This is a genomic window from Actinomadura sp. ATCC 39365 (genome assembly GCF_054392275.1).
Map to the genome: position 1 here is coordinate 3,277,778 of NZ_CP184335.1, position 20,875 is coordinate 3,298,652.

Here is a 20,875-nt window from a genome sequence, read left to right on the forward strand (position 1 = left end):
CGGCACGTCTTCCCCCGCATGGTCAGATTCGCCGACATCGACTCCCAAGGGCATGTGAACAACGTGCGCTTCCTCGACTACCTGGAGGACGCCCGCTTCGGCATGTTCGCGATCGATCCGGTCAAGGCGGGCGAGGCGCCCTTCGGAGGGCTCGTGGTCACCCGCCACGAGATCGACTACCGCCGCCCGCTGGGCCTGCGACCCGAGCCGGTCAGGGTCGAGACCTGGGTCACGCAGATCAGGCCGGTCCGCTTCACCCTGGCCTACGAGATCCGCGACGATGACGAGGTCTACGCGACCGCCACCTCGGTGATCGTGGCCTACGACGTCGAGCGGGCCGCGCCGCGCCGGCTCAGCGAGGACGAGCTCGTCCTGCTCAAGCGTTACTCGGCCCAGGGCTGACCGCCCTGGAACCGCAGCCGCCCGCCGGTCCCGGCAGGAAACGCTGGCTGATGCTCGCGCTGGGCGTCAACGCCCATGCGAGCGTCACCTTAGGACTGTTCGGCCTTCCTCTCGTCATGCCGGAGATTGAGCGACATTTCGGTGTTCCGCTGGCAGTGGCCGGAGTCATCGGGAACGCCCCGGGAATCGGCGTTCTGGTGGCACTCGTCGCCTGGGGCGCGCTGGCCGACCGGCACGGCGAGCGCCTGGTGCTCGGCATCGGCGTGAGCCTGGCGGCCGTGCTGCTCGCCGCCGTCGCCTTCGCCGGGCCGGCCTGGGCCGTGATCGCGCTGCTCGCGCTGGCGGGCGCGGCCGGCTCGGCGGCCATGGTCGGCGGCGGCCGGATCGTCCTGCGCTGGTTCCAGCCGCCCGAGCGTGGGGTCGCCATGGGCCTGCGCCAGGTGTCCTACACCCTCGGCATGGCCGTCGCGGCGTTCGTGCTGCCGCCGGTCGCGCGGGCGCACGGGCTGCCCGGCGTGCTGCTCGTCTGCTCCGCCGTGAGCCTGCTGGCCGCCGTCCTGGCCGCGCTGTTCCTGGCCGAGCCGCCGCACTCGATCGCTGGGGGGAGCGCGGGGCCGGCGCGGTCGCCGTACCGGCAGCCGGCGCTGTGGCGGGTGCACGCGACCAGCGGGCTGCACGCGGTGCCGCAGATCGTGGTCAGCACGTACGGCGTCACCTGCCTGGTCGGCCTGTACGGCTGGGACGCCGTGGCCGCCGGCCAGCTCTTCGGCCTGTCGGCCGTCGCCGGAGCCGTGGTCCGCGTGGCCGTCGGCCGCTGGTCCGACCGGGTCGGCCTGCGGATGCGTCCCCTGCTGCTGCTCGCCTGCGCCTGCCTGGCCGTGCTCGCCCTGCTGGTCGTGGGCACGGCGACGGACAGCCTGCTCGGCCCGGTGGCGCTCGCGACGGCCTCGGTGCTCACCGTGTCCGGCAACGGGCTGGCCTACCTGAGGGCGGGCGAGCTGGCCGGGCCCGCCTGGGCGGGCAAGGTGCTCGGCACCCACAACACCGTCCAGAACGTCGTCGCCCTGGGGGTGACGCCGCTGGCCGGGGCGCTGATCACCGGGACGGGGTACTGGGCGGCGTACGCGGTCGGCCTGGCCTGCGCGCTGGTCTCGCTGCCCGTCATCCCCGTCCGCGGCGAGCAGCGGGCCGGCCTTCGGTCATGACTCCCCGCGCAGCCACACGGCGGTGTCCGGCGGCAGCGTCCCGGCCTGGACCGGGCCGCTGGACAGCAGCACCGCGTCGTGCGCCGGCAGCCGTACGGGCTCCATCCCGCAGTTGATGGCGCAGATCAGCGGGCCCCTGGAGAAGAAAAGCGCTCCCTCGGGGGAGTCCAGCCACTCCAGGGTGTAAGGAATCACACCCGCCAGCTCGCGGCGGCAGGCCAGGGCACGACGGTAGAACTCCAGCGTCGAGTCCGCGTCGCCCTCCTGCTTCTCGGCGGTCAGCTCGGCGAAGGCGGCCGGCTGCGGCAGCCACGGCCGCACGCCGGGCGGCGAGAACCCGTAGGAGGGCGACTCGGCCGACCACGGCAGCGGCACCCGGCATCCGTCGCGGCCCGGCAGTTTGCCCTCCGACTGGAAGAACACCGGGTCCTGCCTGGCCTCGGCGGGCAGGTCGGTCACCTCCGGCAGGCCCAGCTCCTCGCCCTGGTAGAGGTAGGCAGAGCCGGGCAGCGCCAGCATCGTGAGCAGCGCCGCCCTGGCCCGCGCCAGGCCCGTGCCGGGATCGGCGGTCTCGTAGCGGGTGCGATGGCGTACGACGTCGTGGTTGGACAGCACCCAGGTGGCGTACGGGACCGAGGCCAGGGTGTCGTCGATCACCTTCTTGAACGCGGTCGGCGACCACGGCGCCTGCAGCCAGGCGAAGTTGAAGCTCTGGTGCAGCTCGTCGGGGCGCACGTAGAGGGCGAGGTCCTCGGCGCTGTCGGTCCAGACCTCGCCGACGGCCATGCGCTCACCCGGGTAGCCGTCCAGCACCTTGCGCCAGTCGCGGTAGACGCCGTGCACCTCCGGCTGCCCCCAGACCGGCGAGACCGACTTGAACGACTGGTCGCCGACGTCGGGCAGGCCCTCGGCCTTGTACAGGCCCATCGCCACGTCGATGCGGAACCCGTCCACGCCCTTGTCCAGCCAGAACCGCAGGACGTCGAGGAACTCCGCGTGCACCTCGGGGTTGCGCCAGTTGAAGTCGGGCTGGCCGGGGGCGAACAGGTGCAGGTACCACTGCCCGTCGGGGACCCGGGTCCACGCCGGGCCGCTGAACGTGGACTGCCAGTTGTTGATCGTGTCGCGGAAGATGTACCGGTCGCGTCCCTCGCCCCGCAGCGCGGCCTGGAACCAGGGGTGCTCGGAGGAGCTGTGGTTGGGGACGATGTCCACCAGCACCTTCAGCCCGTGCCCGTGGGCCTCGGCCACCACCGCGTCGAAGTCGGCCAGCGTGCCGAACAGCGGGTCGACGCCGCGGTAGTCCGCCACGTCGTAACCGCCGTCGGCCATCGGAGAGGGGTAGAACGGCGTCAGCCAGATGGCGTCGACCCCCAGCCTCCTCAGGTACGGAATCCGCTCCCGCACCCCGGCCAGGTCGCCGACGCCGTCTCCGGAGGCGTCGGCGAAGCTGCGAACGTAGATCTCGTAGACGACGGCATCACGCCACCAGGGGATATCCATGTGGGCGTCATGCCCGTTATGTCGGCGAGTTCACCAAGCTTTGGGCCGCGTAGACCAGATAGTCCCAGAGTCTGGTCGCCTGGTCCTCGGGCAGGCCGAGCGAGTCGACCGCGTCACGCATGTGCCGCAGCCAGGCGTCGCGCTCGGCCTCCCCGATCACGAACGGCACGTGCCGCATGCGCAGCCGGGGATGGCCGCGCTCCTGGCTGTAGGTGTTGGGGCCGCCCCAGTACTGGATCAGGAATCCGCGCAGCCGGTCCTCGGCACCCGTCAGGTCGGGCTCGGGGTAGAGCGGCCGCAGCAGGGGGTCTTCCGCGACACCTTCGTAGAAACGGTGGACGAGGCGGCGGAAGGTCTCCTCGCCGCCTACGGCGTCGTAGAAGGAGGTCTCTGTCACGTTCTCACCTTATGCAATGGCGACCATGGGGATTCCGGCGGAGTCCAGGGCGGCCTTCACCCTGAGCCGGATCTCCCGGGCGACCTCGGCCTGGCGCGAGGGCAGCGTCTTGGCGGTGATGCGGAACACCAGCGCGCTGTCGGAGAGCTGCTCCACGCCGTACACCTGGGGCTCCTCCACGATCACGCTCTCGCGGAACTCGGGGTCGGCCCAGATCTCCTCGGCCACGATCTCCAGCGCCGCGCGTACGGCGGTGATGTCGGCGTCGTAGGCCACCGGGACGTCGAAGTAGGCCCGCGACCAGCCCTGCGACTCGTTGCCGACGCGGGTGATCGTGCCGTTGCGGACGTACCAGACGCGGCCGTCGGCGTCGCGCAGCCGGGTGACCCGCAGGGTGACCGCCTCGACCGTGCCGATGGCGGCGCCCGCGTCGATCACGTCGCCCACGCCGTACTGGTCCTCCAGCAGCATGAACATGCCGGCGATGAAGTCCTTCACCAGCTCCTGCGCGCCGAAGCCGATCGCGACGCCCAGGATGCCGACGCTGGTCAGCAGGGGAGCGATGGGGATCGTCAGCCGGTCGAGCACGGTCAGGATGGCGGTGCCGAGGACGACGATGGAGGCGATGTGCTTGAGCACCGAGCCCATGGTCTCGGCCCGCTGCTTGCGGCGCTCGTGCAGCAGCGCGTCGATGCCGTCGGTGGCCGCGTTGCGGCGGAACCTGTTGGCGAGCGAGCCGCCGGTGGCCGCCCGGTTCACCACCTTGGTGATCACCCGGTGCGAGATGTTCCGCACGACGAACCCGAGCACCAGGATCAGGACGATGGTGATGAAACTGGCCAGCAACGGCGCCCAGGAGGCGTTGTCGAGCCAGTCGACCAGGGGACCACAGAACACCGTGTCACCTTGACAGGCTTGCGCCATCTGCGAGCTCACTTTGTCCAAGTCCTGCACGAGCGACGAATCTGCCGGCGTGGGCGTAGGCGATGGCCCTCGTGTCACCAACAGGAACACTGGGTGGATTCCCCCTCAGGAAGCGGTTCGGTCAGCGGCAAATCAGTCCAATTGGATCTAAAAATACCGCTGACCGAACCGGCCGCCGTCACATCACGCCGGGGAAGACGGGGTCGCCCGGTCTCTGGGCCGCGGAGGGAGAGACCGGACGCTCCGATGACGGACGGCTCGGACGGGCCACACACCCGGAAGCATGGCCCGTTCCGGTTCCAAGGGGGAGGTGATCCCCCCGGCACCCGGCGGGCGCACCCGCCGGGCTGATCTGCGCGCACGGGCGTGCGCCCGCGCGAAGGGGCCGGAACCGGCGGGACGATCAGGGGCCCGGGAACCCGGACGCCCTCCGCACCGATCGTCCCGCCGGCCCCGCGGGGCCGCCGTGGGGGCGGTGAGCCGTGGTGGCTGCGCTCCACCCGGATCACCGCGTGGTCACTCTCCCACCGCGGCGAGCACGCGTGCGACCTTGGTCGCGGCACCGGCCGGGTCGTCGGCCGTGTGCATGGGTTCGCCCCAGGACCAGCAGTACCACCAGTCGGGAAGGTCCGAGGCGTTCGCCGGCCGGCAGGTGACGTTCTCGGACAGGCTCGTCGCCTTCGGGTTGATGACGCGTACGAACTGCCGGCCGCTCTGGGTCTGGACCACTCGTGCGAGCAGACCGCGAGCGCCGAGCTCGGATACGAGGCGCTGCAGATGTCCGATCTTGTCGTCCGTCACCTTCTCGTCCTCCCTGGGAATCGTTGCTGGTGGGCCAAACATGGCTCAAGTCAACAGCACACGCAACGCCACCCTGCTGATCACAGGGAGTGGCTATTCCCTCATGGGTTGTAAGAAACAGTCCCTCGGAGGACGATCCTTAACCGTAGGCTTGATGAGCACGTTTCCAAACGGCCCTCGCTGCTTCATAGTCGTCTCTAGGCGAAGAGCTACCTGAGGGCTACGCTGAGTCACCAGTCTTGACGGGTCGAGACATCGGGAGAGGGGCCGGGATGTCCGGCAGGCAGCACAGGGAAACGGAGATCGCCCGGCGGATCAGGGCCAAGGGCCTTGCCACCGGGCGCACCTCCGCCCAGATAGCTGAAGAGATCCACGAGGCGTGCTCGCCGCAGTTCAGCACGACCCGCATCAAAGCGCACCGCCTGTCCTACGGCATCGCGCTCGCGGACGTGATCGAGCAGGTGCGCGCGTTGTTCGAGCGCGACGCCAAGGCGCCGCCGGGCATCGGCGAGACGTTGCTGTCGGCGTACGAGAGCGGCCTCAAGCGGCCGGGCCCCGAATACCTCCACTACCTGTGCTCGGTCTACCGGGTCGAGCCCATCGAGCTCGGCTTCGACGGGCCCTGCATCTGCGGCCACGGCCACCGGATGCCCGGCGTGCTCGGCGACGCCGGCAGTCGCCTGGTGGCGGCGGCGTCGGCGTCGATCCCCCGCGACCTGGTGATCCATCCGATGACCGTCGAGGCCGACGCCCAGGAGGACGAGAACATCCTGCGGCGCACGTTGTTAAATCTGCTCGACACCGACGTCTCGTTCAAGCAGCAGTTCGACGGGCCGGTGCTGGGGGCGTGCGAGGGCATCCGGCGGCGGATGGACGAGACGCTGGTCTCGGCCACCGTGTCCGGCGGCATGCTCGACCAGTGGGAGGAGGCGACGCTGGCCTTCGGCCGCCAGTACACGACGACGCCCCCGCTGCGGTTGCTGTGCGACGTGCTGCTGGAGCTGAGCGCGGTCCGCACGGCGTTGTCCCGGCGCCAGCCGATCGACCTCCAGGACCGGCTGTGCCGCATGGCCGCGCAGCTGGCCGGCCTGAGCGGCATGGTGATGATCAACCTGGGCGACCACCGGCTGGCCCGGTCGTTCTTCCGCACCGGCCGCCTCGCCGCCGACGAGACCGGCGACCGCGCGCTGCGGGCCTGGATCACGGCCAGGGAGTCGCTCGTCCCCCTCTACTACGGCGACGCCCGCGAGGCGCTCAACCTCGCCAAGAAGAGCCGCGACCTGGCGGGCGCCACGCCGTGCGTGGCCCAGGCCATGGCGCCGGTCGTCGAGGCGCGGGCCCTGGCCATGCTCTCGGGCACCGACAGCAAGAAGGAGGTCGTCGACCAGGCCAAGCGCGCGCTGGCCCGGGCCAGGAGCGCCTTCTCGCACATGAAGAGCGAGGAGCAGGAGGACATGGCCTTCGGCTACACCGAGAAGCAGCTCTACTTCTACCAGGGCGACGTGCTCACCAAGCTCGGCCAGACCATCGAGGCCGAGGTGGTGCTCGACCAGGCGCTCGGCAAGTACGAGGACCACGTCCTCGACCAGACCCTGATCAGGCTCGACCAGGCCCAGTGCCGCCTCCTGGAGGGTGACATCGACGAAGCCCTACAAATTGGTACGAACGCCTTGCGCAATCTGGGGGATGAATATCTTACGGACCTCATCATCCGCCCGGCGCTCGCTCTGGAGCAGGCGATCATGAAGAAGGACGACAAACATCACATGCTGGCTGAATTCAGCGCCCAACTGCGGCGTCGGAAGTTGGCCCAGAAGGAAGGGAGCGGTGGATGACGTTGAAGATCCGGCGGTACCGCTGGTCCGATCTCGACACCATCCTCGCGCTGCACCGGATCTGCCTCGCCGAGGTGGGTCTCCAACCCGGCGACGGCGTCTACTACGACGACGACTTCCCCCGCATCCAGGAGATCTACCTGGCCTGCGGAGGTGACTTCATCGTGGGCGAGGCCGGCTCGCGGGTGGTCGCCATGGGCGGCCTGAAGCCCGTCGACCGGGAGACCGCCGAGGTGTGCAGGCTCAGGGTCCATCCCGAGTTCCAGCGGCGCGGCTACGGCGGCGCCATGCTCTCGGCCCTCGAAGACCGCGCCCTGGAGCTCGGCTTCAGCAGCCTGCGCGGCGACACCACGCTCAACCAGGGCGCGGCCCTCGCGCTGTACGCCCGCCAGGGCTGGCGTGAGCTGTCGCGCTCCCAGGTGGGCGACCTCGTCGTCATCTACGGCGAGAAACGGCTGGCGCCCGCGCCGGCCATGGAGCTCTAGCTCCGACGACGACGCCGCGGTCCGACGCTTCCGGATCCGGCGGCCACGCCCCATCCCCTCCTGGGGCCTTGGCTTGTTTTCCCTTTCCGCCCCCGCGGGGCTGCTGCGACCTCTACGCTCAGGCGTGACCACACCGCCTCGGGCTGATCGCGGAGAGTGACGATCCTCGGGGCGCCGCCTCCGTCCGTTCGCACGGTACGCGCACGCGTCCGTACCCGGTGCGAATGTGGAGAGCTCGGCCGTACCAGGCAGTAACCGCAGGAAAGAGCAGTTTTCGCCGCCGCCGGTATGGATGTTTCGGGCCTGGAGTGAGGGTCTTAACTCCAAGTGGAAGAGGAACCTCACCGCCTTCTCCGCGTGCTCTGGCGAATGCATTTAGTAGTGGCATGCTCTGCTCCATGGCAGTCGTGCCCGCTTCCCGACCCCTCCTGGGAGCCGTGCTTCTGTTGTTCGTCAGCGCCGCTTGGGGGTCGGCGTTTCCGCTGATGAAGGATCTCATCCTCCGGTTACCGGTGGAGGACCTGCTGGCCGAGCGGTATCTCATCGCCGCGGTGACGCTGCTGGTCATCCGGCCGCGCTCGCTGCGGGGGCTGTCGCGCCGGACGTGGGTCAACGGGCTCGTGCTGGGTCTGCTGTTCGGCGTCGGGCAGACCGCCCAGGCGCTCGCGCTGCACAGCCTGCCCTCTGCGGTGTCGGGGTTCGCCGTCGGGTGCAGCGTGGTGATCACTCCCGTCCTGGCCCTGGTGATGTGCAGGAGCCGGGCGCCGCGGCGGGTGTGGGCCGGGGTGGTGCTCGCCATGGCGGGGATGACCGTGTTCACGCTGCTGCGCGGGGTCGAGGACCACGAGGTCTCGCTGCTCGCGCTCGGCGTCACGCTCACGGCCGCGGCGCTCTACTCCGCCCACACGCTCATGCTCGCCGAGCTGTCCAGGAAGGGCGAGCGCTTCCACGCGTACGCGCTGACCACGATCCAGCTCTTCACGATCGGCATCCTCACCGGGGGCTTCGCGCTGCGCGGCGGGATCACGCTGCCGTCCAGCCTGCCCGACTGGGCGATCCTGGCGCACCTGGCCGTGGTGTCGTGCGCGCTGGGGTTCCTGGCCCGCTCGTACGGGCAGAAGCACGTGCCGGCCGTGCCCAGCGCGATCATGATGTCCTCGCAGCCCCTCTGGGTGGCCGCCATCGCGGTGATCTGGTTCCACGAGCAGGTGGGCTGGAGCATGGTGCTGGGCGGCGGGCTGATGGCCGCGGCGATGCTGCTGGCCCTGCCCGAGCGGCCGGCCGCGGGAAAAGAGAGCCGGCCGGGCAGGCGCGACCTGCTGGAGGTCTCCCGCCGCGCCGCCCTGGTGCTGGCCGACCTGCGGATCAAGCGTGAGGACCGGCTGCGTTTCGAGCCGGGGCCGGCGCCGTTCATCGCCAAGAGCGCGTGCAAGGACGTCGAGGCGTGCCCGTGGAACGCGCACGCGCTCAAGGGCGGCGGGGAGCCGAGCCTGGAGCGGCTGATCGAGCGGGCGACCGCGATCGTGCGCGCCAAGAAGCTGCCGGGGCCCGGCTGCTGCCAGTCCGTCACGCTGGTCGGGCGGTGCCTGTGCACGTTGATGGAGGAATCGGAACAGACGCGGGTCGCGGCGGTCGATCATTGGTTTCGGTCTCAATAGGCTGCGGGACGCGCACAAATGCCAGGTGCTTCTTATTCGTTAAACCGCCACTTCCTCACCATAAATCTTGATATCCGGTTGGGTGTCCGAATAATGGATAATCACACCCATCGGAGAGGCACGTCATGAAGCGCATCGTCGTCCGTAAGCCAGGCACCGCGAGGCTCGCAGGGACCGCAGGCGTCATTCACAAGGGGTGACCGAGAACGGGCCCCACCTCAGCGTCCAGGGCGGGTCGCCCGCCCGACGGGGGCCGTGCGGCCGCTGATGCCGCTGATAGACGCGCATCGCCGGCCGCGCGGCCCCTACACCGTGGGCGCCGCGCTGCTGCGGCGCCTGGTGCCGGACGCCCCGCGCGAGCTGGTCGCGGCCTACGACATCGAGGTCCGGGCGGTCGCGCCCGAGCTGGCCGGGCAGGTGCCCGCCCGGCGGACGACCATCGACGCCGGGCTGCCGGACGAGGAGCGCATCCTGGTGCCGGCGCCCCGCCGGACGCTCCGGCTGGCCAACGGGGTCGCCGAGTTCGTCCGGGCGGCCGTGCGGCCGGGCGCGACGCTCGCGGTGTGCAACGGCGCGCACGCCGACCCGACCGACACCGAGCTTCTCGACGTCCTGACCCGGCGGGTCCCGGCCGGCACGCTGGCCGTCACGGTCTACGCCGAGGGCCCCGAGCCGCCGCCCGACGAGCGCGGCGCCGACGAGCTGTGGCCCCTGGTGGACCGTTGCATGCGCGAGGGCTTCCTGCACGCCGCGGCCGAGCTGGGTGAGCTCGGCCTGGCTCGGACGGAGCCGGGGGAGGCACGGTGGTGGCGCTTCGCCCAGCGCACCGCCACCGCGCTCGGCGGGCTCGGCCGCGTCCAGGAGGCGCGGGCGCTGTGGGACCGGGTACGCGCGGCCAGCCAGGACCCGGTCGTGCACGCCGCCGCCGCGTACGGGACGGCCATGCTCGACGCCCGCCACCCCGACCCGGCGCGGCGCGACCTGGGCAGGGCCCGCCGCTGGCTCAACGAGGCCATCGCCATCTCCAGCCTGCTGCCCGACCCCCTGGAGAGGGCCTTCAAACTCGGCTTCGACCGCAACGGCCTGGCGCTGGTCGAGCTGCGGCACGGACGGCTGGAAGCCGCGCTGTCGCTGGTGGAGTCGGCCGTCGAGCTGGCCGGTGAGCTGGGCGACCGGCACCCGCTGCACCGGATGGTGCTGCTGACCAACCGGGCCCAGCTCCTCGGCGCGCTCGGCCACGCCAAGGAGGCCCTGGAGGACTACACCGCCGCCATCGCCCTCGACCCGGACTTTCCCGACACCTACCTGGAACGCGGCAACCTGCTGCTCCGGCTGGGGGAGGCCGAGCAGGCGCTGGCCGACTACGAACGGGCCATGCGGGCCGGGCCGCCGCTGCCGGAGGCGTACTACAACCGGGCGGAGCTGCGTACCGTGCGGGGCGACATCGAGGGGGCGCTCGCCGACCTCGGCACGGTGATCGAGCTGGACCCCGCCTACCTGGACGCCTACGTCAACCGCGCCGGCCTGCTGGCGGCGGCGGAGCGGGACGAGGAGGCCAGGGCCGACGTCACGGCCGGGCTCGCCCGCGCACCGGAGAACCCGCACCTGCTCACCGTGCTCGGCCAGCTGGAGACGGCGGCGGGCCGCTTGCAAGAGGCCGCGGCGGCCCTCGACCTGGCCCTGGAGCACGCCCCCGAGCTGGCCGCCGCCTGGGGCAACCGGGGCGTGCTGCGTTACGCCGCGGGCGACGCCGAAGGCGCGCTCGCCGACCTGACCCGGGCCATCGAGCTGGACCGGCAGCCCGACCTGTACGCCAACCGCGCCGTCGCCCTGCGCGCCCTGGGCAGGACCGCCGAGGCGGAGGCCGACGAGCTCCGCGCGACCGCCTCCGCCTGACAGTGGGACGATTAATGCATGACGGGGCGTATAGGGCGAGCCGCGGGGGTGTGCGGGGCACTCGGGGTGTTGTGGTGGGCCACCGCCCGGCTGGCGTGGGCGGGCGTCGGCTGCGCCGACTGGGACTGCCTGGCCCCGGCCCTCGGCGCCCTCCTGGCGATCAGCCTGATCATGCTCGCCGGGGCCGCGTACGTGCTGGAGCGCGTGGACGTGCGGCCCGCGCGGCGCGCCGCCCTGGTGGCCGCGGGGGCGGCGGTGGCGTTCTGGGCGGCCGGGAAGCTGCTGCCGTCGGTGCCGTACACCGCCGCGCAGGCCGTGGGCGCGGCGGTCGTGTTCGCCGGGGCGGGGGCCGTCGCGGCGTTCGTGACCGGGCCGGGGCTCGCGTTGCGCTGGCGGGTGCTGGTCGCGCTGGTGCTGGCCGGCGTGCCGTGCGGGGTGTTCGCCGTGCTCTGGTTCGGGCTCGGCGGCTAGCGCCCCGGCCCCGGGACCGGCGGTCCCGGGGCGGGTCAGGCGGGGAACACCTGGACGTGGTCGGCGGCGACCCGCAGGCGCACCTCGTCTCCCGGCGACAGGCCGGCGGCGGCCCTGGACGGCACGTCGGCGAAGATCACCGAGGGCCCCGCCTGGGCGTACACGCGGGTGGTGGCGCCCAGGAACACCGTCACGTCGACGACCGCCCGCGCGCCGGGGCCGTCCGCGGCCAGCTCGACGTCCTCGGGGCGGAACATGCACAGGACGCGCGGCGCGGGCGCCTCGACGTCGAACGCGCCGCCCGCGGTGACCCGGCCGTCCACCGCGTCGAGTTCGAGGGTGTTGCGGTTGCCGACGAAGCCGGCGGCGAAGCGGGTGGAGGGCGCGGTGTAGATCTCCGCGGGCGGCCCGCACTGCTCGATGTCGCCGGCGTTCATCACCGCGACCCGGTCGGAGATGGCCAGGGCCTCGGCCTGGTCGTGGGTGACGAAGACGGTGGTGATGCCGACCTGGTGCTGGATGCGGCGCACCTCGTCGCGCAGGCGGTGGCGTACCTGGGCGTCCAGGGCGGACAGGGGCTCGTCCAGCAGCAGCACCTCGGGACGGGGGAGAGCGCGCGGGCCAGGGCGACGCGCTGCTGCTGGCCGCCGGAGAGCTGGTTCGGCAGGCGGTCGGCGAGGTGGTCGAGGCCGACGAGGTCGAGCATCTCGGCCACGCGGTCCCTGACCTCCTCCTTCGGCCGCTTCCTGACGGTCAGGGGGAAGGCGACGTTGCCGCCCACGGTGAGGTTCGGGAACAGCGCGTAGGACTGGAAGACCATGCCGATGGGCCGCTTGCGCACCGGCACGCCGGCCATGTCGGCGCCGCCGATCGTCAGCCGCCCGCCGTCGAACCCGGTCAGGCCCGCGATGCAGCGCAGCAGCGTGGTCTTGCCGCAGCCCGACGGGCCGAGCAGGGCCAGCATCTCACCCTGCTCGACGCTGACGCTCACGCCGTTCAGCGCGGTGTGGCCGGCGTAGCGCTTGGTGATGCGGTCGAGTACGACGTGGCTCATGGAGTGGTGCCCTTCTGGACCGGAGCGGTGGCCATGGACGCGCTCACCCGGCCGCGGCCGAGCCAGACGACCAGCGCGGACAGCGCGAACAGCAGGCCGAAGGTGAAGATGGTGACGACGGCCAGCGCGTTGGGGTCGCCGAGCGTCCGGGAGACGAACTGCCTGGCCGACCAGAGCGGCAGGGTCTCGTAGCTGACGCCGGTGAGGATCTTGGCGAGCGCGAACTCGTTCATGGCGGTCGCGATGACCAGCAGCGCGCCGGAGACGACGCCGCCGCGGATCGCCGGGAGGATCACGCTGACCAGCGTGCGGGCGGGCCCGGCGCCGCACGTGGCGGCGGCCTCGCTGAGCTGGACGGCCCCCGCCGCCAGCAGCGAGCTCTCCACCGCCCGGTACATGAACGGGAACGCGATCGCCGCGGTGGCCGCGGCCAGCAGCCAGAACGTGCCGAACAGCTCGGGCGCGACCGACTTGGTGACGAGCTGGAGCCCCGCCCCGACGACCACCCACGGGACGGCGAACGGGATCACCGCGATCGTCTGGACGATCGACCCGATGCGCGGGTTGTGCACGACCGACCAGTACGCGGCCGGCACGACCAGCACGATCTCGATCACCACGACGACCGCCGAGAGCACGAGCGAGCGGTCGAGCGCGGCCATGACGTCCGGCTCGGCGAACACGCCGGCCCAGTGGGCCAGGGTGTAGCCGTCGGGCAGCGGCGTGTCGGTCCAGCGGGTGGCCACCGAGTACAGCAGGGCGGCCAGCAGCGGCAGCCCGAAGTAGACCGCCAGCAGGCCGAGGAAGACGCGCCGTCTCACAGCCACCTCGCAGCGCGCCTGAGCGAGAGCCGGTAGAGCAGGGTCGCCCCGATGGCCAGGATCATGAGCAGCACCGACAGCACGGCGGCCCGGCCGAGGCCGAACACCGAGGACTCCAGCGTGCTGCCGATCTGCAGGGTGATGAGCTTGGTCGCGCTGGGGGAGGAGCCGATGGCGTACGCGACGGCGTAGACGCCGATCGTCCAGGTGAAGACCAGCAGCCAGCCCGCGATCACGAACGGCGCGAGCACCGGCAGGCCGACGTACCGCCAGAACTGCCATCGGGTGGCGTGGCAGACCGCGGCGGCCTCCTGCCAGTCGTCCTTGAGCACGCTGAGCGCGGGCAGCGTGAGCAGCACGAACATCGGGACGTTGAAGTACAGGTAGACGACGTTCATGCCGTTGAAGGAGCCGAGCGAGGGGAACGGGTTGTCCTCGATCCCGAACAGGCCCTTGAGCACGAGCGTCAGCATGCCGGTCGAGCCGATCAGCGCGACGAAGCCGAAGGCCAGGCCGATGCCGGCGAAGTTCGAGGCGACGTTCATCAGCGACAGCCAGAAGGCCCGGCCGCCGAGGCGCATCCGGGTGATCAGCCAGGCGGCGGGCGCGCCGAGCGCGGTGGCCAGCGTGGCCTGGGTCAGGCCGAGCGCCAGCGAGCCGCCGATGGCCTGGCGGTCCACCGGGTTCCGCGCCACCTTGACGATGTGGTCGAAGCCGTAGCCGCCGTCCGGCAGGGCGAAGGTGTCGTGCAGCAGCCGCAGCGCCGGCAGCACGAGCGTGGCCAGCGTGAACAGCAGCAGCGGCAGGGCCGGGCCCCAGGCGGTGAACAGCCTGCCCGGGGCCCTGCGGCGCGCGGCGGCCGGTGGAGCCGCCACGGACTCCGTGATGTGGGACGTCACGCGAGGACCTTCGCCTCCCAGTCGGCGACGATCTGCTCGGGATTGACCTTCGTGATCTCGATCTCCTTGACCGGCGCGTACGACTCCTCGGGCAGCCAGTTGGCCTTGGCGTCGGCCGGCAGCTGCAGGTCGCCGTTGAGCGCGCGGACGGGCCGGGCGCCGAACTTGGCGAACAGCGTCTGGGCCTCGTCGGAGAGCACGTAGTCGAGCAGGCCCTTGAGGAAGTCGCCCTTGGCCGTGTTGTACTTGTTGATCATCATTCCGGACGGCGACCAGACCGAGCCGTCGGAGGGGATGATCACCTCCACGTTGACGTTCTTGGCCTTCAGCGCGGCCTTCTGGGCCAGGCCGTTGAAGTCGTAGTTGATCTGGATGGGGGCCTCGCCCTTCTCCAGGGTCTCCTCGCTCATCTTGACGTCGCTGAGGTTGCCGGCGTCCTTGAGCTTCTTGAAGTAGGTGTAGGCGGGGGTCAGGTCGTCCACCGAGCCGCCGCCCGCGACCGCGGCGGCGACGACCATGGCCTGGCCGGTGCCGGAGGAGGCCGGGTTCTTGATGGCGATCTGGCCCTTGTACTCGGGCTTGAGCAGGTCCTGCCAGCTCTTGGGCGGGTTGCTCACCTTGTCGGTGTTGACCACGAACGCGGGCGCGCCGACGAACGTGGCGACCCAGCCGCCCTTGCCCTTCTGCCAGTCCTTCAGCTTGCCCGCCGACGGCGGCAGGTACGCCGGCACCACGCCCTTGGCCTCGGCCACCGGCCCCCACATCAGGCCGATGTCGCTGGCCGTGCCGATCGGGTTGTCCTTCTCGGCGTCGAACTTGACGATCTCCTCCGAGGAGGACATGTCGGTGTCCTTGTGGGCGCAGGTGCCCTGGTACTTGGCGCAGAACGTCTTGACGACCTCGCCGTAGTTGGCCCAGTCGGGGGCCAGGCCGTAGGTCGGCAGGTCCTTGCCCTGGGCGGCGATCTTGCCGGTGTCCGGGGCGGCGGACCAGTCGTATTCACCGGCGCCGGCCGAACTGCCGCACGCGGTGAGGGCGAAAAGGGATGAGGCGGCAATTACCGCCCATGTGCGATGCTTCATATGGACCCTCGGTTAATTCCGGGTGAATTCGACAAGTGCCGTGAGCAGGTCTTTTCCCCGGCATGTCTAGTGCAGCGGAACGGTCCGGCCAATGCGTGATTTGCCTATCGCCGCTATAGGCGGAGCCATATAACGGCTGCCTATCGGGGGCATCGGTCTAATCCCCCTTGTCCGGAACATCCCAGGCCGTGAGGCTTTGCCGTATCAGAAGTTGACCGGAAAGGAACCCGATGGCGACGATCCCGAGTCGCTACCTGCTCAACCACATCGGCGGCGAATGGCGTGCCCCCGAGAGCGGGCAGACCCGGCCGAACATCAACCCCGGCGACCTCTCCGACCACATCGGGGACTTCGCCGAGTCCGGTGGCGCGGACGTCGAGCTGGCCGTGGAGGCCGCCGCGGCGGCGATGCCGGAGTGGAAGGGACTCGGGCCGATCAAGCGCGCCGAGTACCTGCGCGCCGCCGAGCGCCTGATCGAGGAGCGGGCCGAGGACTTCGCCCAGGCGATCACGCGTGAGCAGGGCAAGCTCATCAAGGAGGCGCGCGGCGAGGTCAGGCGGGCCCTGGCCATCCTCGACTTCACCGCGGGCGAGGGGCGCAGGCTGAAGGGCGAGACGCTGCCCGCCGAGGAGCCGCGCACGTTCTCCTACACCTTCCGCGCGCCCATCGGCGTGGTCGGCCTGGTGACGCCGTGGAACTTCCCGCTCGCCATCCCCATGTGGAAGGTCGCCCCCGCGCTGCTGGCCGGGTGCGGGGCGGTGCTCAAGCCGTCGCCGTTCACGCCGCTGACCTCCGCGCTGCTGGTGGAGGCGTTCGTGGACGCGGGCGTCCCGGCCGGGGTGCTCAACCTCGTGCAGGGCGACATCGCGGCGGGCGAGGCGCTGGTGACGCACCCGCGCGTGGCCGGGATCAGCTTCACCGGCTCGCTGCCCGTGGGCCTGGCCATCCACCAGGCCGGCGCGCCGCGGCTGCTGCGCACCCAGCTCGAACTGGGCGGCAAGAACGCGGTCCTGGTGCTCGCGGACGCGGACCTGGACAAGGCGGTCAAGGCCACCGTGTTCGGCGCGTTCGGGCAGTCGGGGCAGCGGTGCAGCGCCACCTCCCGGGTCATCGTCGACCGTGCCGTCAAGGAGGAGTTCCTGTCGCGGCTGGTCGCCGAGGTGGCCCGGCTCAAGGTGGGGCCGGGCCTGTCGGAGGAGGCCACGATCGGCCCGGTCGTGAACGAGACCCGCATGCGCGCCTGCCTGGACGCGGTCAAGGCCGCACAGGAGGCCGGGGCCAAGGTCGCCGTCGGCGGCGAACGGCACACCGAGGGCGTGCCCGACGGCTGCTACGTCCAGCCGACCGTGCTGCGCGACGTGCCCTGGGACAGCGAGATCGCCCAGGAGGAGATCTTCGGCCCGGTGTTGTCCGTGGTGGACTGCGACGGCTTCGACGACGCCATGCGCATCTCCAACTCGGTCAGGTACGGCATGAGCGGCACGATCTTCACCCAGGACCCGGCGACCATCTTCGAGGCCCTGGACCGCTTCGAGGCGGGCATGCTGCACGTCAACCGGCCCGGCGTCGGCGCGTACGCGCACCTGCCCCACATGGGCGCCAAGTTGTCGCAGTTCGGCCCGCCCGAGTGCTCGCCGCAGGTCTGGGACTTCTACACCGAGTGGCGGTCGGCGTGCATAAGTTACTGACGGCCGCCGAGGCCGTCGCCCGGCACGTCCCCGCCGGGGCCGTCGTCGGGATGGGCGGCCAGAACATCAACCGCTGCCCGATGGCGCTGGTGCACGAGGTGATCAGGCAGGGGATCGGCGGGCTGACCGTGGTCGGCTGCAACCTGTCGCTGCCGCTCGACATGCTGGTGGCCGCGGGCCTGGTGGTCCGCACCGAGCAGGGCACCGGCAACCTGGAACGTTACGGCACGCTGTTCGCCTGGCGCCGGGCCGTCGAGCGCGGCGAGGTCGGCGTCGGCGACCACTCGCACCTGGCGATGGCCACCCGCTTCGCGGCGGGGGCCGTCGGCGTGCCCTTCCTGCCGACGCGCAGCCTGCTCGGCACCGACCTGCTGGCCGACCTGGTGTCGGACGGGGTGGCGGTGGAGTCGGCCGATCCGTGGACGGGGCAGCCGGTCGTGCTGCTGCGGGCGATGACACCGGACGTGGCGATCATCCACGCCAACCGCGCCGACCTGGCCGGGAACGTCGTGATCGAGGGGGTCACCTCCCACGAGGTGGACATGGTCAGGGCCGCCCGCGCCACGATCGTGTCGGCCGAGGAGGTGCTGCCCGCCGGGGCGTTCGCCGACCGGCCCGAGCGGGTCACCATCCCGGAGGCGTACGTGACGGCGGTCGTCCACCAGCCCTTCGGCGCCTTCCCGACCTCCGTCTACCGCGCGTACGACTTCGCCGAGCCGGAGATCAAGGAGTACCAGGCGCTGGGCCGGGCCGGGGACGCCGAGCTGCGCGAGTGGATCAGGGCCAACCTGGGCGCGTCCTTCGACGACCACCTCAGGGCCCGCGACCCGGCGGGCACGCTCAGGGCCGGGCTGACCGAGCAGATGGGGAGGCTGGTGTGAGCGCGTCCGGGGAGTGGACCGCCCTGCCGAGGGAGTTGCTGGTCGTCGAGGGCGCCCGGCAGATCCGCGACGGCGACCTGGTGATCGTCGGCACCGGCCTGCCATTGCTGGCCGCCACGCTCGCCCAGCGCACCCACGCGCCGGAGGCCAAGCTCGTCATCGAGTCGGGGGTGATGTTCCCGAAGGTCGTGCCGACGCCGGTGTCCGTGGTCGATCCGCGGCTGATGCGCGGCGCCGCGCGGCACGGGTCGCTGTTCGAGGCGCTGGGCGGGCTGGTGCAGCGCGGGCTGGTCCGTACGGGCTTCCTCGGCGGGGCCCAGGTGGACGAGTACGCCAACATCAACTCCACCTGGGTCCCGAGACCGGACGGCTCGCGGGTGCGGCTGCCCGGCAGCGGCGGCGCCAACGACATCGCCAGCCACTGCCGGCAGGTGGTGATCCTGACCGACCACGAGAAGCGGCGTTTCCCCGCCCGCTGCGACTACGTCACCAGCCCGGGGTTCCTGGGCGGGCCGGGGGAGCGGGCCAAGGCCGGGCTCGGGCCGTTGCGCGTCAAGGTCGTCACCGACCTGTGCGTGATGGAGGCCGAGGACTCGGCGCTGACCGTGACGGCGCTCATGCCGGGGGCGAGCGTCACGGACGTCCTAGACAACACCGGCTTTACCCCGAAATTTCGGGACTCGTTGGAAATTGTGGTGCCGCCGGACCCCGAGGACCTCCGCCTGCTGCGCGAGGAGATCGATCCGGCGTGCGTGTACTTCCCTGAAAGGAAAGGCCGTTGACCGACAAGAAGCCGTTCGCCTGGGAGACGGCGATCGCCTGGAAGAACAAGGACCGGATCGTCGTGCGCGGGTACGACGTGAACGAGCTGACCGGCAACATCTCCTTCGCCGAGCACTTCCACCTGGTGCTGCGCGGCGAGCTGCCGACGCCCGAGGTGGGCCGGATGACCGAGGCGATCCTGGTGAACATGGCCGAGCACGCCATGTCGCCGTCCTCGGCCACCGTGCGCTTCGCCACCTCCGGCGGCGCCGAGCTGAACGCGGCCGTCGCGGCGGGCGTCGCCGGCATCGGCCGCCTGCACGGCACCGCCGACCGGCCCGCCGAGATGTTCCTCGCGGTCGGGGAGCGGGCCGAGCGCGACGGGCTGAGCGACGAGGAGGCCGCCGCCAAGGTCGTCGCCGAGATGCGCGAACGCCGCGAGCGCATGCCCGGGTTCCACCACGCCCAGCACATCCGCGACCCGCGTACCGTCCGCCTGCTGGAGTTGTCGGACGAGCTGGGCGTCACCGGCCGGTACGTCCGCATCGCCCGCGCGATGGAGGACGCCACCGAGGGCGTCTTCGGCCGCCGCATCTGGCTCAACGGCCCCGGCTCGATGGGCTGTGTCGGCCTCGACATGGGGTACGAGCCGCTGCAGCTCAAGGCCATGTTCATCGTGTGCAGGTCGTTGTCGCTGTGCGCGCACTCGATCGAGGAGATGACCAGGGAGAAGGGCTGGCGGGCCTCCGCCAACTCCGACATGGTCCAGCCGCTGGACCTGTCGATGCAGGGGCCGGACCACTACGACGGCCCGGCCGACCGCACCCTGGCCTGACCGCGCCTGGCCTGACCGCGCCTCCGCGCCGCCCCTTGACACCCGCGTCCCCACTGGAGGAGCGTGGGTGTCCCAAGGGTGTTCCGTATACGGAACGAGGCACGGAGGTGCGGTCATGCGGCCCAATTCCCGGTTCGCGCAGGTGCAGCCGTTCGACATCGACAAGGTGGCCGCGGCCGCCGGGGCGGACGCCGACGTCCTGCGCCTGGAGAACCTCGACACCGACGTCCCGCCCCCGCCGTCCGCCGTGGCCGCGACCAGGCGGTCGCTGGAGGAGGGGACGGGCAACAGCTGGCTGCCGTTCACCGGGCTGCCGGTGTTGTGCCAGGCGGTCGCCGCCGAGCTGCGGACGCGTACCGGGCTCGACTACGACCCCTTGCGGCAGGTGTGCATCACCTCCGGTGGGACGTCGGCGGTGATGCCCGTGCTGCTGGCCACGACCGAGCCGGGCGAGCCCGTGCTGCTCACCGACCCCACCTACGCCGGCCTGCTGCAGCGGGTGCGGCTGTCGGGCGCGCGCCCGCACCTGGTGCCGCTGCTGGTGCAGGACGGGCGCTGGCGGCTGGACCGCGAGGCGCTCGCCCGGGTGCCCGCCGCGGCGGCGTTGCTGCTGATGAGCCCGTCGATGCCGTCGGGCGTGGTCTTCGACCGGGAGGACTGGCAGGCGGTCGCGCGGGTGTGCGAGCGTACGGGCGCGTACCTGATCTACGACGCCGCCATGGAGCGCATCGTCTTCGACGGCCGGCCGCGGATCAACCCCTGCCAGGTGGACGGCCTGGCCGAGCGCACGATCATCATCGGATCGATGTCCAAGGAGTACCGGATGATCGGCTGGCGGATCGGCTGGGTCGCCGGCCCGGCCGACATCATGTCCCGGATCATGGTCGCGACCATCTACAACACCACCGTGGCCAGCGGATACCACCAGTACGGCGCCGCCGCCGCGCTCACCGACCCGGCCGGCGCGGGGGTGGCGGAGGCGGCGGCCGAGTACCAGGCCCGCCACGACACCGTGCTCGCGCAGCTCGACGGGCTGCCGGTGGTCCGGGCGGGCGGCGGCTGGTCCGTCCTGGTGGACGCCGAAGCCATGGGGCTGACCGCCGAGGACCTGTCGGCCCGCCTGCTGGAACGCGGACGCGTGGCGGCCACCCCCATGACGGCCTGGGGCGAGAGCGTGGCGCCCCGGTACGTCCGCCTGGTCTACAGCGCCGAGCCGGTCGGCCGCCTGTCGGAGCTGCGGGCCCGCTTCGACGCGGCGCTGTCCTGACCCGGGACG

Annotated in this window: 21 protein-coding genes; 12 read left to right on the top strand and 9 right to left on the bottom strand. The window is 71.5% G+C overall.

The window, feature by feature from the left end:
* Positions 1 to 18: 18 nt before the first annotated feature.
* Entirely contained in the window at positions 19 to 402 is a 384-nt protein-coding gene (locus ACNF49_RS16340; protein ID WP_357980858.1) for an acyl-CoA thioesterase, read from the top strand.
* A gap of 50 nt (positions 403 to 452) precedes the next feature.
* On the top strand, positions 453 to 1,607 hold the full coding sequence (locus ACNF49_RS16345; RefSeq protein ID WP_357980642.1) for an MFS transporter: 1,155 nt from the start codon (positions 453 to 455) through the stop codon (positions 1,605 to 1,607).
* Here ACNF49_RS16345 and ACNF49_RS16350 read toward each other — a convergent pair.
* From ACNF49_RS16350 to ACNF49_RS16365, 4 genes are all read right to left on the bottom strand, one after another.
* Complete coding sequence (locus ACNF49_RS16350) at positions 1,602 to 3,110, bottom strand: glycoside hydrolase family 13 protein (RefSeq protein ID WP_482944237.1); 1,509 nt, start codon at positions 3,108 to 3,110, stop codon at positions 1,602 to 1,604. The two genes, ACNF49_RS16345 and ACNF49_RS16350, sit on opposite strands and share 6 nt — an antisense overlap.
* A gap of 16 nt (positions 3,111 to 3,126) precedes the next feature.
* Positions 3,127 to 3,507 carry a globin gene (locus ACNF49_RS16355; RefSeq protein WP_357980637.1) on the bottom strand — a complete coding sequence of 127 codons (381 nt, stop codon included), beginning with the start codon at positions 3,505 to 3,507 and terminating at the stop codon, positions 3,127 to 3,129.
* Between the two features lie 9 nt (positions 3,508 to 3,516).
* The gene (locus ACNF49_RS16360; protein WP_482944238.1) at positions 3,517 to 4,404 is read right to left on the bottom strand and encodes a mechanosensitive ion channel family protein; all 888 of its coding nucleotides are present in this window, start codon (positions 4,402 to 4,404) and stop codon (positions 3,517 to 3,519) included.
* 543 nt (positions 4,405 to 4,947) lie between these two features.
* Entirely contained in the window at positions 4,948 to 5,232 is a 285-nt protein-coding gene (locus ACNF49_RS16365) for a hypothetical protein (protein WP_352360547.1), read from the bottom strand.
* Positions 5,233 to 5,504: 272 nt separating this feature from the next.
* On the opposite strand from ACNF49_RS16365, the gene ACNF49_RS16370 reads away from it, so the two are divergent.
* The 5 genes from ACNF49_RS16370 to ACNF49_RS16390 all read left to right on the top strand — a co-directional run bounded on the left by ACNF49_RS16370 (position 5,505) and on the right by ACNF49_RS16390 (position 11,577).
* Positions 5,505 to 7,067, top strand: coding sequence for an NsdA family TPR-like regulatory protein (locus tag ACNF49_RS16370; protein WP_357980631.1), 1,563 nt, complete (start codon positions 5,505 to 5,507; stop codon positions 7,065 to 7,067).
* The gene (locus tag ACNF49_RS16375; RefSeq protein ID WP_357980628.1) at positions 7,064 to 7,552 is read left to right on the top strand and encodes a GNAT family N-acetyltransferase; all 489 of its coding nucleotides are present in this window, start codon (positions 7,064 to 7,066) and stop codon (positions 7,550 to 7,552) included. The genes ACNF49_RS16370 and ACNF49_RS16375 overlap by 4 nt, the downstream gene beginning before the upstream one ends.
* 398 nt (positions 7,553 to 7,950) lie before the next feature.
* Positions 7,951 to 9,210 carry a DMT family transporter gene (locus tag ACNF49_RS16380; RefSeq protein WP_498702520.1) on the top strand — a complete coding sequence of 420 codons (1,260 nt, stop codon included), beginning with the start codon at positions 7,951 to 7,953 and terminating at the stop codon, positions 9,208 to 9,210.
* Positions 9,211 to 9,477: 267 nt separating this feature from the next.
* Positions 9,478 to 11,106, top strand: a complete 1,629-nt coding sequence (locus ACNF49_RS16385; RefSeq protein WP_482944240.1) for a tetratricopeptide repeat protein — start codon at positions 9,478 to 9,480, stop codon at positions 11,104 to 11,106.
* A gap of 18 nt (positions 11,107 to 11,124) precedes the next feature.
* On the top strand, positions 11,125 to 11,577 hold the full coding sequence (locus ACNF49_RS16390) for a hypothetical protein (protein ID WP_482944241.1): 453 nt from the start codon (positions 11,125 to 11,127) through the stop codon (positions 11,575 to 11,577).
* A 35-nt stretch (positions 11,578 to 11,612) separates the two neighbouring features.
* On the opposite strand, the gene ACNF49_RS16395 is transcribed toward ACNF49_RS16390, so the two are convergent.
* From ACNF49_RS16395 to ACNF49_RS16415, 5 genes are read right to left on the bottom strand one after another with little or no spacing between them, the layout of a single operon-like run.
* Positions 11,613 to 12,107, bottom strand: coding sequence for a TOBE domain-containing protein (locus ACNF49_RS16395; protein ID WP_482944242.1), 495 nt, complete (start codon positions 12,105 to 12,107; stop codon positions 11,613 to 11,615).
* The gene (locus ACNF49_RS16400; protein WP_482944243.1) at positions 12,014 to 12,568 is read right to left on the bottom strand and encodes an ABC transporter ATP-binding protein; all 555 of its coding nucleotides are present in this window, start codon (positions 12,566 to 12,568) and stop codon (positions 12,014 to 12,016) included. Before ACNF49_RS16400 ends, ACNF49_RS16395 begins: the two co-directional genes overlap by 94 nt.
* A gap of 59 nt (positions 12,569 to 12,627) precedes the next feature.
* Positions 12,628 to 13,452 (bottom strand): ABC transporter permease, encoded by an 825-nt coding sequence (locus tag ACNF49_RS16405; RefSeq protein ID WP_482944244.1) that lies wholly within the window; start codon positions 13,450 to 13,452, stop codon positions 12,628 to 12,630.
* Positions 13,449 to 14,351 carry an ABC transporter permease gene (locus ACNF49_RS16410; protein WP_357980611.1) on the bottom strand — a complete coding sequence of 301 codons (903 nt, stop codon included), beginning with the start codon at positions 14,349 to 14,351 and terminating at the stop codon, positions 13,449 to 13,451. Before ACNF49_RS16410 ends, ACNF49_RS16405 begins: the two co-directional genes overlap by 4 nt.
* Positions 14,348 to 15,433, bottom strand: a complete 1,086-nt coding sequence (locus ACNF49_RS16415) for an ABC transporter substrate-binding protein (protein WP_482944245.1) — start codon at positions 15,431 to 15,433, stop codon at positions 14,348 to 14,350. Before ACNF49_RS16415 ends, ACNF49_RS16410 begins: the two co-directional genes overlap by 4 nt.
* 230 nt (positions 15,434 to 15,663) lie before the next feature.
* On the opposite strand from ACNF49_RS16415, the gene ACNF49_RS16420 reads away from it, so the two are divergent.
* The 5 genes from ACNF49_RS16420 (at position 15,664) to ACNF49_RS16440 (ending at position 20,866) form a co-directional block, all read left to right on the top strand.
* The gene (locus ACNF49_RS16420) at positions 15,664 to 17,121 is read left to right on the top strand and encodes an aldehyde dehydrogenase family protein (protein ID WP_357980605.1); all 1,458 of its coding nucleotides are present in this window, start codon (positions 15,664 to 15,666) and stop codon (positions 17,119 to 17,121) included.
* Positions 17,106 to 18,002, top strand: coding sequence for a CoA transferase subunit A (locus ACNF49_RS16425; protein WP_482944246.1), 897 nt, complete (start codon positions 17,106 to 17,108; stop codon positions 18,000 to 18,002). The genes ACNF49_RS16420 and ACNF49_RS16425 overlap by 16 nt, the downstream gene beginning before the upstream one ends.
* A complete protein-coding gene (locus tag ACNF49_RS16430) occupies positions 17,999 to 18,784 on the top strand; it encodes a CoA-transferase subunit beta (protein ID WP_357980599.1) in 786 nt (261 codons plus the stop codon). The genes ACNF49_RS16425 and ACNF49_RS16430 overlap by 4 nt, the downstream gene beginning before the upstream one ends.
* Positions 18,781 to 19,599 (top strand): citrate/2-methylcitrate synthase, encoded by an 819-nt coding sequence (locus ACNF49_RS16435; protein WP_358009053.1) that lies wholly within the window; start codon positions 18,781 to 18,783, stop codon positions 19,597 to 19,599. The genes ACNF49_RS16430 and ACNF49_RS16435 overlap by 4 nt, the downstream gene beginning before the upstream one ends.
* 115 nt (positions 19,600 to 19,714) lie before the next feature.
* Positions 19,715 to 20,866: a pyridoxal phosphate-dependent aminotransferase gene (locus ACNF49_RS16440; RefSeq protein WP_482944247.1), complete on the top strand. Its 1,152-nt coding sequence runs from the start codon at positions 19,715 to 19,717 to the stop codon at positions 20,864 to 20,866.
* Positions 20,867 to 20,875: the final 9 nt, after the last annotated feature.